Origin of the sequence: Pseudomonas baetica, assembly GCF_051216495.1 — a bacterium.
Classification (GTDB): Bacteria; Pseudomonadota; Gammaproteobacteria; order Pseudomonadales; family Pseudomonadaceae; genus Aquipseudomonas; species Aquipseudomonas baetica_B.
The window spans coordinates 1-13,226 of the sequence record NZ_JBPKAM010000015.1 but is presented as its reverse complement, the minus strand read 5'-3'; the positions used below and the strand labels follow the sequence as shown (position 1 = coordinate 13,226).

Sequence of the window (13,226 nt, the reverse complement as noted above, 5' to 3'; positions counted from 1 at the left end):
TAGAGCGCGGAGCATGCGCAGACAATCTCCAGGAGTCCCCGTACATGAGCAACATGAACCACGAGCGTGTCCTCAGTGTTCATCACTGGAACGACACTCTGTTCAGCTTCAAGTGCACCCGTGATCCGGGCCTGCGCTTCGAGAACGGTCAGTTCGTGATGATCGGCCTGCAACAACCCAATGGCCGCCCGCTTATGCGCGCTTACTCGATTGCCAGCCCGAACTGGGAAGAGCATCTCGAGTTCTTCAGCATCAAGGTGCCAGATGGCCCGCTGACTTCCCAGTTGCAGCACCTGAAGGAAGGCGACGAGATCATCATCAGCAAGAAGCCAACCGGCACGTTGGTGCTGGATGACTTGAAGCCTGGTAAACACCTGTACCTGCTCAGCACCGGTACCGGTCTGGCGCCATTCATGAGCGTCATCCAGGACCCGGAAACCTACGAGCGTTTCGAAAAAGTGATCCTGTGCCACGGCGTGCGTTACGTCAACGAAGTCGCTTACCGCGAGTTCATCACCGAGCACTTGCCGCAGAACGAGTTCTTCGGTGAGGCGCTGCGTGACAAGTTGATCTACTACCCGACCGTAACCCGCGAGCCGTTCGAGAACGAAGGTCGCCTGACCGACCTGATGCGCAGCGGTAAGCTGTTCAGCGACATCGGCCTGCCGCCGATCAACCCGCAGGACGACCGCGCCATGCTGTGCGGCAGCCCGAGCATGCTCGACGAGACCAGTGAAGTGCTCAACAGCTTCGGCCTGAAAGTCTCGCCGCGTATGCGCGAGCCGGGTGATTACCTGATCGAGCGTGCGTTCGTCGAGAAATAAGACCGCCTCAACGGCTGGTTCGCTTTACCTGTGGGAGCGAGCCTGCTCGCGAAGAGGATGTATCAGTCAGCATTGATGTCGACTGACACGCCTCCTTCGCGAGCAGGCTCGCTCCCACAGTTGTTTTCGGCGTTCAGACCTTCGCGGGGATAACTTCAAGGACCCGGATCGAATCTGGCGTCGGGTAGTGCCAGCGCACATCCAGATCCCAGAATTGTGCGCCATATTCCCGTTCCGGGGCGGGTGTCTGGTACGCCGGCCGCGGATCCTGCGCCAGGCATTGTTCGATCAGCTCGATCAAGGGCTCTGCAAGGCGTTGAGCGTGCCCTTGAGCCTGTTGCAGTGCGCTATCGGTCCACTGCACGGGAATTAGCTGCGGCGCGGCGCTGGCGATGCTGTTGGAGGCGCTGTTGATGATATCGGCGTATGGCACGTAGGGTTTGATGTCGAGAATCGGCGTACCATCCAGCAAGTCGATGCCGGATATCCACAGGCGATCGGCTTCGACCTTGTCCAGTTTGACCACTGACTGACCAATGCCGTTGGGGCGGTGGGTGGCACGGGTGGCAAATACACCCATGGATTTGTTGCCGCCCAGGCGAGGAGGGCGGACTTTCAGGCGTGGTTTTTCTTCAAGGGCCTCATGAAACAGGAACAGCAGCCAGACATGGCTGACCTGCTCCAGGCCCTGCACTGCATCGCCCTGATCGAACGGGGCCACCAATTCCAGGACACCGCGTGCGGCCGGGGCCAGTTGCGGTTGGCGCGGGATGGCGAACTTCTCCTTGAAGCAGGAGCGTACGAAGCCGATGGGGGAGACGCTGTAGGTCATGGTTTGGGGTCGAGGCGGGGAAGAGGCGGGCATGATAACCCGATCGGCCCTTGTATCGGTGGTGCCTATCAGGACGGCTTCGCGAGCAGGCTCGCTCCCACAGTAGATCCTGGTCAGTCAAAAAAACCGGTGGGAGCGAGCCTGCTCGCGAAGGCCGCGCCGCAGTCTCAGAGACTAAAACCACCATCCAGCGGAATAATATTCCCGGTCATGTAAGCCCCGGCCGTGCTCGCCAGGCTGATTGCCAGCGCCGCCATTTCTTCCTCACGACCCCAGCGTTTCATCGGGATCAACGCCGTGTCCTGAGCCAGCGCCTGTTCATCATTGCCGATGTGCTGCGTCATTTTGCTTGGAAAACGCCCCGGAGCGATCACGTTGACGTTAATGTGTTGGCTCACCAGTTCCCGCGCCAGAATCCGTGATAGCTGATGCAGGGCCGCTTTACTCGGTCCGTAGGCATAGGCCTGTTCGCCAAAGGATGAAATCCCGGCTACCGAACCGATATTGATGACCCGAGCCGGATTCGCCGGTGAGCCGGCCTTGCGCAGCAGTGGCAGGAATTGCTGGATGCAGTTGAAGACAGACGTCACGTTGAGCTGCATAACCTTTTCCCAGCCCTTGATCGGGTAGTTTTCCAAGGGCGCGCCCCAGGTGGTGCCGGCGTTATTGACCAGAATGTCGAGATGGGGGATCTGTTCGCCCAGTCGCGTGGCCAATTGCAGCACGCCTTCTTCGGTGGACAGATTGGCTGCCATGCCATGGCATTGTCCAAACGCAGCGAGTTCGTCAGCCGTTTGCCGGCAGGCTTCGGCATCGCGGGCGCAGACATACACGGTGGCACCTGCCTCGACATAGGCCTTGGCGATCATTTTGCCGATACCGCGGGTACCGCCGGTCACCAGAGCGGTGCGGCCTTGCAGGGAAAAGTAGGGGTGCATGGCGAGTCCTGAGTGCTGAGGGTCTCTACACCCTAGTCGTCAGCCGCCGGAAGCGGAGCCACTATTTTCGTGCGGAATGGAGGGCCATTCGGCCCTGTAGGAGCGAGCTTGCTCGCGAGAAACCAGAGGACACCGCGGGGCATCAGATTTCCCGCGTTATCGTTGACCTCCATCGCGAGCAAGCTCGCTCCTACAGACGGCGGATTACTGCGGGCGTACGCGCAAGGTCAGGCCCTTGAGGAAGTTACGCAGCAACTGGTCGCCGCAAGGGCGGTAGTTGGTATGGCCGAATTTGCGGAACAGTGCGCTCAGCTCAGGCTTGGACACCGGGAACTCGGCGGCCTTGAGGATGGCGTGCATGTCGTCTTCCTTGAGTTCGAAAGCGACACGTAGCTTTTTCAGGATGATGTTGTTGGTCACCGGCACTTCGATGGGCATTGGCGGACGACTGTCGTCCTTGCCGCGCTTGAAGACCACCAGGCCGTCGAGAAAGTGCGCCATGACCTCGTCCGGGCAGCGTACGAAGCCTTCTTCGTCTTCCTCTTTCTTGTCCAGGTAGGTCAAAACATCTGCCAGGCTCACGTCCAGGCCGCCGAGCTTGATGATCTCGACGACTTTCTTGTCGCTGATGTCGAGCATGTAGCGCACGCTGCGCAGTACGTCGTTATGAATCATGTGTGCAGTCCTGATATTCAGCTGTGGGCGACGCGGACAGGCGCGTCGCCGTTATGTGTGGCGGCGTGAAAGGCCTTAGAACTTCTCTTTGCCAGACAGGTAGCGCCATTGCCCCAGGGGCACCTTACCGATGGACACGCCACCGATGCGGATGCGGCGGATGGCCACGACCTTCAGGCCGACGGCCTGGCAAAACAGGGCGATTACGCCCGGTTGAGGGTTCTTCATGGCGAAGCGCAGGCGGTTTTCGTTCTGCCAGCTGGCCTTGACTGGCGGAAGTTCCTTGCCTTTGAAGGTCAGGCCGTGTTGTAGGCGGTTAAGGCCATGCTCGACCATGTCGCCTTCGACTTCGACCACATATTCCTGCTCGATTTTGGCGGCATCGGCCGTGAGCTTGCGCAGGATCTTCCAGTCCTGGGTGAACACCAGCAAACCGCTGGCATTGGGTTGCAGATCGGTGCTGGCAGTCAGGCGCAGGAAGTGGCCACGTAGCGGCCGTTTGCCGTAGCGGTGTTCTTCGCTCAAGGTGTCGGCGCTGAGGCTCGCCATGGCAGTGTCCGCGTCCATGCCTGCGGGAACGTTGAGCAGAAGGGTGACCGGTTCCGGTGCGGTGGCCTTGGCGTCCTTGTCGAGTTCGACTTTCTGGGTGCCGACCTTGAACTGCGGCTCGTCGATGACTTCGCCGTCTACGGTGACCCAGCCGCCCTCGATGAACAGCTCAGCCTCCCGACGGGAGCAGCCGACGAGTTCGATGAGGCGTTTGGAGAGTCGAATCGGGTCAGTCATGACTAGGCCGTAACAAAAAAGGGGTTGGCATTGTACCTGCCTGGCGCCGGTTAATCCCGGAACCATTTTGCCGCAGGGGCTTTTTGTGGGAGCGGGCTTGCTCGCGAAGGCGGATTAACATTCAACATCTCAGCTGGCTGACACACCGCTTTCGCGAGCAGGCTCGCTCCCACAAGGGTTCCTTGTTGTGTCAGCCATTGCGCGTCAATTGATGCGCTTGGCGAAAACGCATGTGCAACAGCGGATACGGCTGCCCCATGCCATCGACTTCCGAACGGCCTATCACCTCGAACCCTTGCTTGAAGTAAAACCCCAGGGCTTGCGGGTTCTGTTCATTGACGTCCAACTCATCGGCGTTCAGGTGTTCCATGGCGTAGCGCAACAACTGCTTGCCCAGGCCTTGGCCGCGATGTGCCGGGTCGATGAACAGCATTTCGATCTTGCCTGCCGCGACCCCGGCAAACCCGGTGATGCGCTGGCGCGAGTCCCTTGTGCAAATCAGCATGACCGCGTCGAGATAACGGGTCAGCACCAGATTTTTTAGCAGCTCGATGTAGCTGTCCGGCAGAAAGTCATGGGTAGCGCGCACTGACGCTTCCCAAACCTGTGTCAGTTCTTCGTAATCGCTCAGTTTCGGTGTATGGATGACCGAATGGTGGCGCATGCCCGTCTGCCCCTTGTGTTGTTAGAGATGAGAATCCATTCCACACAAAACGATAGCCGTAAAAAAGCCCCGCATCTTGTTAAAAGAGCAGGGCTTTGAAATCAGGGCAGTTCATGTGGGAGCGAGCCTGCTCGCGATTGCGTCGGATCAGTCAACTTTGATGTCGAATGTGCTGACGATTCGCGAGCAGGCTCGCTCCCACTAGATCTGCTCGGCCCAGAGATCGTACTCGTCGGCGTCGGTCACCTTGCACCAGACCTTGTCGCCTGGCTTGAGGTTGCTGCCGTTGTCGATGAACACGTTGCCGTCGATTTCCGGGGCATCGAAGAAGCAACGGCCGACTGCACCTTGCTCGTCGACTTCATCGACCAGCACTTCGATTTCACGGCCGATGCGCATTTGCAGGCGTGCCGAGCTGATTTCCTGCTGGTGCGCCATGAAGCGCTCCCAGCGGTCCTGCTTGACGTCGTCCGGCACCACTTCCAGATCCAGGTCGTTGGCTGGAGCGCCCTCAACCGGCGAGTATTGGAAGCAGCCGACGCGGTCGAGCTGGGCTTCGGTCAGCCAGTCCAGCAGGTACTGGAAGTCTTCTTCGGTTTCGCCAGGGAAGCCGACGATGAATGTCGAGCGGATGATCAGGTCCGGGCAGATTTCGCGCCATTTCTTGATGCGCGCCAGGGTCTTGTCTTCGAACGCCGGGCGTTTCATCGACTTCAGTACTTTCGGGCTGGCGTGCTGGAACGGGATGTCCAGGTACGGCAGGATCTTGCCGGCGGCCATCAACGGGATCAGCTCGTCGACGTGCGGGTATGGGTAAACGTAGTGCAGGCGCACCCAGACACCGAGGGTGCTCAGGGCTTCGCAGAGTTCGGTCATGCGGGTTTTCACCGGCGCGCCGTTCCAGAAGCCGGTGCGGTATTTCACGTCGACGCCGTAGGCGCTGGTGTCCTGGGAGATCACCAGCAACTCCTTGACGCCGGACTTCACCAGGCGCTGGGCCTCGTCGAGTACGTCGCCCACCGGACGGCTGACCAGTTTTCCGCGCATCGACGGAATGATGCAGAAACTGCAGCTGTGGTTGCAGCCTTCGGAAATCTTCAGGTAGGCGTAGTGGCGCGGGGTCAGTTTGATGCCTTGCGGGGGCACCAGGTCGATCAACGGGTTGTGATCCTGCTTCGGCGGCACGACTTCGTGCACCGCGCTGACCACTTGCTCGTACTGCTGAGGACCGGTCACGGCCAGCACGCTTGGGTGCACGTCGCGGATGTTGCCTTCTTCGACGCCCATGCAGCCGGTCACGATGACCTTGCCGTTTTCCTTGATGGCTTCGCCGATCACTTCCAGGGATTCAGCTTTGGCCGAATCGATGAAGCCGCAGGTGTTGACCACCACGACATCGGCGTCCTGGTAGGTGGACACGACGTCATAGCCTTCCATGCGCAGCTGGGTCAGGATGCGCTCGGAGTCGACCAGTGCTTTCGGGCAACCCAGGGATACGAAGCCAACCTTTGGATTGGCCGGCGCAGGAGTGGTGGACATGTCTAACCTCGGTATTGGGGACGCCTTCAGCCTCTTGCCTCTGGCCGATAAGAGCAGGGGCGGGGGCAAGGCGACAGACGGACGCTTATTCGCGCCTCTGATCAAAAAGTGCGCAATTCTAGCGATGGTAAGCGCTCTTGACCAGCTTTATGCAGGGAAATACGACGAGTGCTGCGCTATGCTTCGCGCCGTTGGGCTTTACCGATTTTTTACAGTCAACAAAACGACTGTAACAGCAGGTAAAACAGCGCATGCTGCATCACAAAGCATAGTGCTTCGTTCGAAGAAGCCGGTCTGGGAATCAGGAGTGTTGGATGGGTCAGGCAAGTAGTCACGCGGCAGACGCCGGGCATTCGGCGGCGAGCCCGATCGGTATGCTGGTCGCGGCGGTCGGGGTGGTTTACGGCGATATCGGCACCAGCCCGTTGTACACCCTCAAAGAGGTGTTCTCCGGTGGTTACGGCGTGCCGGTCACACATGACGGTGTGTTGGGGATTCTGTCGCTGATCTTCTGGTCACTGATCTGGGTCGTATCGATCAAGTACATGATGTTCGTGCTGCGCGCCGACAACCAGGGCGAAGGCGGGATTATGGCCTTGACCGCGCTGGCCCGGCGAGCGGCGGCGGGACACGCCAAGTTGCGCACCTTGCTGGTGGTTTGCGGGCTGATCGGCGCGGCGCTGTTCTATGGCGACAGCATGATCACCCCGGCGATTTCCGTGCTGTCGGCCATCGAGGGCCTGGGCTTGGCATTCGACGGCATCGATCACTGGGTGGTGCCGATATCATTGATCGTGCTGGTCGCACTGTTTTTGATCCAGAGCCATGGTACTGCGCGGATCGGCATTCTGTTCGGGCCGATCATGGTGACCTGGTTCGTGGTGCTGGGCGCGCTGGGTGTCCATGGCATCATCGAGCACCCGGAAGTGTTGAAAGCGGTGAACCCCGTGTGGGGCGTGCGCTTTTTCATCGTGCACCCGGGCATGGGCGTAGCAATCCTTGGCGCGGTAGTGCTGGCATTGACCGGCGCCGAGGCGCTGTACGCCGACATGGGCCACTTCGGTCGCAAACCGATCGCCCGTGCCTGGTTCATCCTGGTGCTGCCGGCGCTCGTACTGAACTACTTCGGCCAGGGCGCACTGCTGCTGGGTGATCCGGAGGCCGCGCGCAACCCGTTCTACCTGCTGGCGCCAAGCTGGGCGTTGATTCCCTTGGTCGGTCTGTCGACCATGGCCACGGTGATTGCCTCCCAGGCCGTGATTTCCGGTGCCTTCTCCCTGACCCGCCAAGCAATCCAGCTCGGTTACATTCCGCGCATGCACATTCGGCACACGTCCAGCGCCGAGCAGGGCCAGATCTACATCGGTGCGGTGAACTGGTCGCTGATGGTCGGCGTGGTGCTGTTGGTACTCGGTTTCGAGTCCTCCGGTGCCTTGGCTTCGGCCTATGGGGTGGCGGTGACCGGCACCATGCTGATGACCAGCATCCTGGTGTCGGCAGTGATGTTGCTGCTGTGGAAGTGGCCGCCGGTGCTCGCGGTACCGGTCTGTCTCGGGTTTCTGCTGGTCGATGGTGTGTATTTCGCCGCCAACGTGCCGAAGATCGTGCAGGGCGGCGCATTCCCGGTGATCGCTGGTTTCGCCTTGTTTGTGCTGATGACCACCTGGAAGCGCGGCAAACAGTTGCTGGTAGAGCGCATCGATGAGGGCGGGCTGCCGCTGCCGATTTTCATCAGCAGCATCGCGGTGCAACCGCCGCATCGCGTGCAAGGCACCGCCGTGTTCCTCACCGCGCGGCCGGACGCCGTGCCCCACGCGCTATTGCACAACCTGCTGCACAACCAGGTGTTGCACGAGCAAGTGGTGCTGCTGACAGTGGTGTACGAAGACATTCCGCGGGTACCGCCGAGCCGGCGCTTCGAGGTCGATTCCTATGGTGAAGGCTTCTTCCGGGTAATCCTGCATTTCGGTTTTACCGACGAGCCGGACGTCCCGCAGGCGTTGAAGCTGTGTCATCTGGATCAGCTGGATTTCAGTCCGATGCGCACCACATATTTCCTCAGCCGTGAAACAGTCATTGCCTCCAAGCTTGAAGGCATGTCCCGCTGGCGCGAAGCGCTGTTCGCCTTCATGTTGCAGAACGCCAACGGCAACCTGCGCTTCTTCAACCTACCGCTGAACCGGGTGATTGAGTTGGGGACGCAGGTGGAGATGTAAACCTGTTTCTGTAGGAGCGAGCATGCTCGCGATGAGCCTGAGATCACCACAGAGTGTCAGGTGTTCAGCGTTATCGTTGACGACCATCGCGAGCAGGCTCGCTCCTACAGGGGGTTGGCGTTGAATGAAAAAGCCCCCGCAATCGTGAGATGGCGGGGGCTTTTTGCGAGCTGGGCTCAGATCACTCTTCAGCCACCTTGGGCTGACGCTTCTCGATCACATCCACCAGGCGCTGGGCCAGTTTCGGGTAGTTCTCGTCGAAGTGGTGACCGCCAGGCAGTTTGATGGTTTCGCCTACAGCCGTCTTGTCGGTGCAGCCGCTTTCGTCGATTTCCTCTTCACCGAAGATGCACACCACCTTGGCCGGTGGCAGCTTGGCCATTTCCGGGCCGGTGGCGGCTTCCTTGCCGGCGTTGCCGAGCCAGCCTTCGACTTCGATTTCGAAGCTGCCGGTGCGGGCGAAGGCCAGCAGGATGATTGCGTCGACCCGTTGCTGTTCGGCTTCGGGCAGGCGGTTGTAGATGGCCGGCAAGACATCGGCGCCGAACGAGTAACCGGTCAGGACGAAGCGCTTGGTGCCCCACTTCTGGCGGTAGTGTTGCATCAGTTCGGTCAGGTCCAGGGCGCTCTGCTCGGGACTTTTGTGCTGCCAGTAGTAGCGTAGGGTGTCGATGCCGACCACTGGGTAGCCGATCTTGGCCATTTCGCCCGCGACATCCCGGTCCAGGTCGCGCCAGCCACCATCGCCGGACAGGAACAGGGTCACGGTGTCCTTGGCCTGACCTGCTGGCACTTCAACCACCGGAATCTGCAGGCCGCCCGCGGCCTTGTCGCCACCGACGAGGATCTTGCGCAGTTCGTTGTTCAGCACTTGTGGCAGGTTGATGTCGTAGTCGCTGATGCTGGTTTCGGCATTGGGTTGATCACGCACGAAACCGGCGCTGGTGTCGTCCGGGTTGTCGTTCCATGCCACCAGCCAGTGGCCGTGGGCGGCGCTTTTCGGCAGCAAATGGGTGCACCCACCTTTTTCCAGGGCCAGGTCCACGGAAACAGCCTGGGATTTGTCATCCTTTTGTTCGGATAACCAGCGCCAAGCCAGCACGGCACCCGGGCCGATGCCGCTGACCAGGGTCGCCGGGCCGTTGAGTGCTCTCAGGCCCGATTGCAGGGCACGGCTTTGCAGCAGGCAGTCCTTGGGCAGGATCACCTGGACGATCTGCGCCGAGCCGCTGCGGCTCAGGGTCAGCAATTGCTTGTCGCTGAGTTTCTGGTCTTCGTTGACCGCCACCAGCACCTGGGCGCGTGGCGTGTTGCCGGGAATGACCCGGGTCATCGCGGCGCCATCGGCCGGTGTCAGTTGTTCCAGGGTCGGTTCGGGGGCCGGGCGCTTCAGGTACCAGTAGCCACCACCGAGAATCAGGGCCAGCACAACCAGCGTGCCCAGTACGTAGCGCAAGGAGCGTTGAATCATCAGCGTTTCACCAATCCAGTCAAGCCGCCCGCGATCAGGGCGGCAGTGTCGGCCAGGGCAACCAGCGGATCGAGTCCAGCGGGTACGGCCATATAACGGGGTTCCCAGTCGGGCTGGAATTTATCTTTGAAGCGGCGCAAGCCTTGGAAGTTGTAGAGCTGCTCACCACGGCGGAAAACCATCGAACCCAGGCGCTGGGTCAGTGGTGCACCGCGACGGGGTTGCAACCCCGACAACGGCACCATACCCAGGCTGAAGCGCGCGTATCCGTGACTCTTATAGTGTTGGATCAGGCCGACCATCATGAACTCCATGGTCAGCTTGGGGGCGTCCGGGTGCGCGCGCATCAGGTCGAGGCTGGCCAGGTCATGGCCGTAGGTCTCGAGCAGGTTGGCGAACGCCACCGGGCGCCCTTCGAAACGGATCACCGCAATGCGGAAGTATTTGAGGTAGTCATCGCTGAAACGGCCGAGGGAGAAGCCTTTCTCACGTACGTTCTTGCCGGTCAGCCAGGCATCGGAAATCACCTTGAGCTCATCCATCGGCGCCTGGCCCGGTTCGAAGATTTCCAGCGACAGGCCATCGCGAGTGCCACGGTTCCAGGTGTAGCGCAGGTCTTTCATCTCTTTGCCCTTGGCTTCGAGATCAAAGCGCTTGAGATCGACCCGGGCTTCTTCACCGAGCTTGATCGCGGTCAGGCCGATGTCCATGTAGTAAGGCAGGTTCTCCGCGCGCACTTGATAGAACACAGGGCGGGCGTGGTGAATGTCACACAGGTCGCGGAACTGCCAGATCATTTCCGCCCGCTGCTGGCCAGGGCCGATCGGGTCATACAACGCTACCAGACTGCGGCCACGGCGGGCATACATCAGGAACGCCTCGTCGTTGGGGTGAAACAGCAGCGCCTTGTCACCGGTCAGGGCCAGGCCGCCATCCGGTTGCGCCGAAGCCATGAGGATCTTGCTCGCACGCTCCAGCTCATCGGGTGTCGGCAAGTGGATGACCGGGCGTGCCGTGCGCAGCAGCCAGGTCAGGGACACCACAACCAGCAGCACCGCGGCCCCTAGCAGCGAACGCAAGCCACGGGGCGCGTCGGCGTCGAGGGTGAATTGCCACCAGAGCTGATGGCTGTACGGGACGTCCTGATAGGCGAACAACAGCAGCCACATCGAGGCGGCCAGCACGCAAACACTGGCCACCAGGTACAGCGGAGAAAACGGCAGTTCGGTCAGGCGGCTGGGGCGATAAAACGAAGTCCGGAACACCCCCAGCAAGGCGGCGGTCAGGACCATCAGGCTGGCTTCTTCCCAATCGAAGCCCTTGAGCAGGGAGAGCAGGGCGCCGACCAGCAACAGAATGGTGGTCAGCATCCAGGCGGCCGACAGTCGGCGACGCAGGCCTTGGGCAAGCAGCAGGCACAGTACGCCGATCAGGCTGGCGCCAAAGTGCGAGGCGTCGACCAGTCGGTGAGGGATCAGAAAGCCGATGTGTTCCAGGCGGGTGTCGATTTCCGGAGTGGCACCGGAAAACAGCAGTACCACGCCGGACAGGAACACCAGGACAGCGAGGATCGGCGCAGCCAGGCCTGAGGCGGCGCGCAGGGTCTGGCGGGTCTGGAACAGGCGTTGACCTTCGTTGATCAGCAACAACAGGCACGCCACCAGCATCGGCAGCACAACATAGATCAAGCGATAAAGCAGCAAGGCGGCCGCCAGTGGCGCAGCACCAAGTTTGTCGGAGAAGGCCGCCAGCAAAATCGCTTCGAACACCCCGACACCGCCCGGTACATGGCTGAGCACGCCCGCGGCCAGCGCCAGCAGATAGACCAGGAGAAACGCACCGAAGGGCGGCGCTTCCGGCAACAACAGGTAAAGCACGGTCGCGGCTGCGGCCACATCCAGCGCGGTAATCACCAATTGCAAGAAGGTCAGGCGTCGGCCCGGCAGGCGCAAAGTGCGACGGCCGACCTGAACCAGAAGATTATCGGGATAAGGCTGTTCCGGCAGGCGCCGTCGGTATATGCCGACCGCCAACACCGTAAACAGCAACAGCACGGCGACAGCGATGGCGCCCAGCAAGGTTTCGGAGAGCCCCAGTGCCGCCGAAGCGCCAGGCAGATTGCTCAGCGTTGCCAGCGCGGCGAGTGGCGGCAGGGCGCAGCCGAGGGAGAGACTGGCGAACAGTGTCATGTGGGCGACTTCGGTGGCCCCCAGTCCGTGACGTGCATAGAGACGATAACGAACCGAGCCGCCCGATAGCATCGAAAGACCGATGGCGTTACCGATGGCGAACGCGGTGAAGCCACCCAGTGCCAGGGTGCGTGGTGCCAGGCTTACGCCGGCGTATCGGCTGGCCGACCATTCGTAACCCAGCAGAATGATGAAGCCCGCCACCGTGGCGCCCAGTGCGCCAAGCAGGGCAGGCTTGGGCACTTCAAGGATCGAGTCGTGCAGGGCATCCAGATCGAGTTCGCTCAGCAGGTGGCGACAGGCAATCAGCGCGATCGCAAACAACAGCAACGTGACCGCCAGGCCGATGGGCTGACGGTATTTGCTGACGCGATCAAGCAACCGCAACCGCTCTGCCTTGATAGGTTGTGTTGCTGTAACGGTGTCTTGAGATTCAGACGAGTTGGCGCGCATCAATCACCTCTTGGATTGTGCGCGACAGGATGGAGGTATCCAGCCAAGTTACCAATCCCTGTAGAAAAAAATAATCACAAATATTAACGCCTCTCACCGGATGTCGGCGATGGCTCAGGCTGCAATTCAGCATAGTCTGAACTCAGTGCGTTGGTGACCACGAATGGCTGGCGACACAGTGACAGATCATTGTTGCGAAAGGACTTTTTCAACAGATACAAAAAAGGCCACTCTTTCGAGTAGCCTTTTTTGATGTTTGGTTGCGGGAGCCGGATTTGAACCGACGACCTTCGGGTTATGAGCCCGACGAGCTACCAGACTGCTCCATCCCGCGTCTGTGTGGCGGCATTCTATAGAGATACGCCCGCGTGTCAACCGTTAATCCCGAACCGGGTCAAATAAACGTAAAAACGTGGCAAACGGTCGCAGGCCTGGTTCAAGTTTCGGAATCTGAACGGGTTTTCATTCTGAGATTGTGAAAGCTGCCTGCCGAGCGGGTAAAACACGCGCGCACAAAAAAGGCCACTCTTTCGAGTAGCCTTTTTTGATGTTTGGTTGCGGGAGCCGGATTTGAACCGACGACCTTCGGGTTATGAGCCCGACGAGCTACCAGACTGCTCCATCCCGCGTCTGTGTGGC

The 13,226-nt window shown here is 60.3% G+C and carries 11 protein-coding genes and 2 tRNA genes; 3 read left to right on the top strand and 10 right to left on the bottom strand.

Going from position 1 to position 13,226, the window contains the following annotated elements; all coding sequences use genetic code 11:
• Positions 1 to 44: 44 nt before the first annotated feature.
• A complete protein-coding gene (fpr, locus tag ACSFE6_RS08075; RefSeq protein WP_003443014.1) occupies positions 45 to 824 on the top strand; it encodes a ferredoxin-NADP reductase in 780 nt (259 codons plus the stop codon).
• A 133-nt stretch (positions 825 to 957) separates the two neighbouring features.
• Here the strand turns inward: fpr and tsaA are convergent, their stop codons facing one another.
• From tsaA to rimO, 6 genes are all read right to left on the bottom strand, one after another.
• Positions 958 to 1,656 carry a tRNA (N6-threonylcarbamoyladenosine(37)-N6)-methyltransferase TrmO gene (tsaA, locus tag ACSFE6_RS08070; RefSeq protein ID WP_435427109.1) on the bottom strand — a complete coding sequence of 233 codons (699 nt, stop codon included), beginning with the start codon at positions 1,654 to 1,656 and terminating at the stop codon, positions 958 to 960.
• A gap of 167 nt (positions 1,657 to 1,823) precedes the next feature.
• Positions 1,824 to 2,594, bottom strand: coding sequence for an SDR family oxidoreductase (locus ACSFE6_RS08065; protein ID WP_435427108.1), 771 nt, complete (start codon positions 2,592 to 2,594; stop codon positions 1,824 to 1,826).
• A 204-nt stretch (positions 2,595 to 2,798) separates the two neighbouring features.
• Positions 2,799 to 3,269, bottom strand: a complete 471-nt coding sequence (locus ACSFE6_RS08060) for a DUF1456 family protein (protein ID WP_435427107.1) — start codon at positions 3,267 to 3,269, stop codon at positions 2,799 to 2,801.
• Positions 3,270 to 3,344: 75 nt separating this feature from the next.
• Positions 3,345 to 4,055 carry an rRNA pseudouridine synthase gene (locus ACSFE6_RS08055; RefSeq protein WP_435427106.1) on the bottom strand — a complete coding sequence of 237 codons (711 nt, stop codon included), beginning with the start codon at positions 4,053 to 4,055 and terminating at the stop codon, positions 3,345 to 3,347.
• Between the two features lie 190 nt (positions 4,056 to 4,245).
• Positions 4,246 to 4,719, bottom strand: a complete 474-nt coding sequence (locus ACSFE6_RS08050) for a GNAT family N-acetyltransferase (RefSeq protein WP_435427105.1) — start codon at positions 4,717 to 4,719, stop codon at positions 4,246 to 4,248.
• Between the two features lie 201 nt (positions 4,720 to 4,920).
• Complete coding sequence (gene rimO, locus ACSFE6_RS08045) at positions 4,921 to 6,258, bottom strand: 30S ribosomal protein S12 methylthiotransferase RimO (protein ID WP_435427104.1); 1,338 nt, start codon at positions 6,256 to 6,258, stop codon at positions 4,921 to 4,923.
• On the opposite strand from rimO, the gene ACSFE6_RS08040 reads away from it, so the two are divergent.
• The gene (locus ACSFE6_RS08040) at positions 6,257 to 6,589 is read left to right on the top strand and encodes a hypothetical protein (RefSeq protein ID WP_435427103.1); all 333 of its coding nucleotides are present in this window, start codon (positions 6,257 to 6,259) and stop codon (positions 6,587 to 6,589) included. The genes rimO and ACSFE6_RS08040 overlap by 2 nt on opposite strands.
• The gene (locus ACSFE6_RS08035; RefSeq protein WP_435427102.1) at positions 6,573 to 8,474 is read left to right on the top strand and encodes a potassium transporter Kup; all 1,902 of its coding nucleotides are present in this window, start codon (positions 6,573 to 6,575) and stop codon (positions 8,472 to 8,474) included. The genes ACSFE6_RS08040 and ACSFE6_RS08035 overlap by 17 nt, the downstream gene beginning before the upstream one ends.
• A gap of 181 nt (positions 8,475 to 8,655) precedes the next feature.
• On the opposite strand, the gene ACSFE6_RS08030 is transcribed toward ACSFE6_RS08035, so the two are convergent.
• The 4 genes from ACSFE6_RS08030 to ACSFE6_RS08015 all read right to left on the bottom strand — a co-directional run bounded on the left by ACSFE6_RS08030 (position 8,656) and on the right by ACSFE6_RS08015 (position 13,216).
• On the bottom strand, positions 8,656 to 9,945 hold the full coding sequence (locus tag ACSFE6_RS08030) for an AcvB/VirJ family lysyl-phosphatidylglycerol hydrolase (protein ID WP_435427101.1): 1,290 nt from the start codon (positions 9,943 to 9,945) through the stop codon (positions 8,656 to 8,658).
• Positions 9,945 to 12,587 (bottom strand): bifunctional lysylphosphatidylglycerol flippase/synthetase MprF, encoded by a 2,643-nt coding sequence (mprF, locus tag ACSFE6_RS08025; RefSeq protein WP_435427100.1) that lies wholly within the window; start codon positions 12,585 to 12,587, stop codon positions 9,945 to 9,947. Before mprF ends, ACSFE6_RS08030 begins: the two co-directional genes overlap by 1 nt.
• A gap of 257 nt (positions 12,588 to 12,844) precedes the next feature.
• A tRNA-Met gene (locus tag ACSFE6_RS08020) sits at positions 12,845 to 12,921 on the bottom strand.
• A 218-nt stretch (positions 12,922 to 13,139) separates the two neighbouring features.
• Positions 13,140 to 13,216: transfer RNA gene (locus tag ACSFE6_RS08015), tRNA-Met, on the bottom strand.
• Positions 13,217 to 13,226: the final 10 nt, after the last annotated feature.

Coding starts and splice junctions, on each gene's coding strand:
- rimO (WP_435427104.1), bottom strand. CDS start 6,258: ATGTCCACCACTCCTGCGCCGGCCAATCCAAAGGTTGGCTTCGTATCC.
- fpr (WP_003443014.1), top strand. CDS start 45: ATGAGCAACATGAACCACGAGCGTGTCCTCAGTGTTCATCACTGGAAC.
- ACSFE6_RS08060 (WP_435427107.1), bottom strand. CDS start 3,269: ATGATTCATAACGACGTACTGCGCAGCGTGCGCTACATGCTCGACATC.
- ACSFE6_RS08035 (WP_435427102.1), top strand. CDS start 6,573: ATGGGTCAGGCAAGTAGTCACGCGGCAGACGCCGGGCATTCGGCGGCG.
- ACSFE6_RS08050 (WP_435427105.1), bottom strand. CDS start 4,719: ATGCGCCACCATTCGGTCATCCATACACCGAAACTGAGCGATTACGAA.
- tsaA (WP_435427109.1), bottom strand. CDS start 1,656: ATGACCTACAGCGTCTCCCCCATCGGCTTCGTACGCTCCTGCTTCAAG.
- ACSFE6_RS08040 (WP_435427103.1), top strand. CDS start 6,257: ATGTCTAACCTCGGTATTGGGGACGCCTTCAGCCTCTTGCCTCTGGCC.
- ACSFE6_RS08030 (WP_435427101.1), bottom strand. CDS start 9,945: ATGATTCAACGCTCCTTGCGCTACGTACTGGGCACGCTGGTTGTGCTG.
- ACSFE6_RS08065 (WP_435427108.1), bottom strand. CDS start 2,594: ATGCACCCCTACTTTTCCCTGCAAGGCCGCACCGCTCTGGTGACCGGC.
- ACSFE6_RS08055 (WP_435427106.1), bottom strand. CDS start 4,055: ATGACTGACCCGATTCGACTCTCCAAACGCCTCATCGAACTCGTCGGC.
- mprF (WP_435427100.1), bottom strand. CDS start 12,587: ATGCGCGCCAACTCGTCTGAATCTCAAGACACCGTTACAGCAACACAA.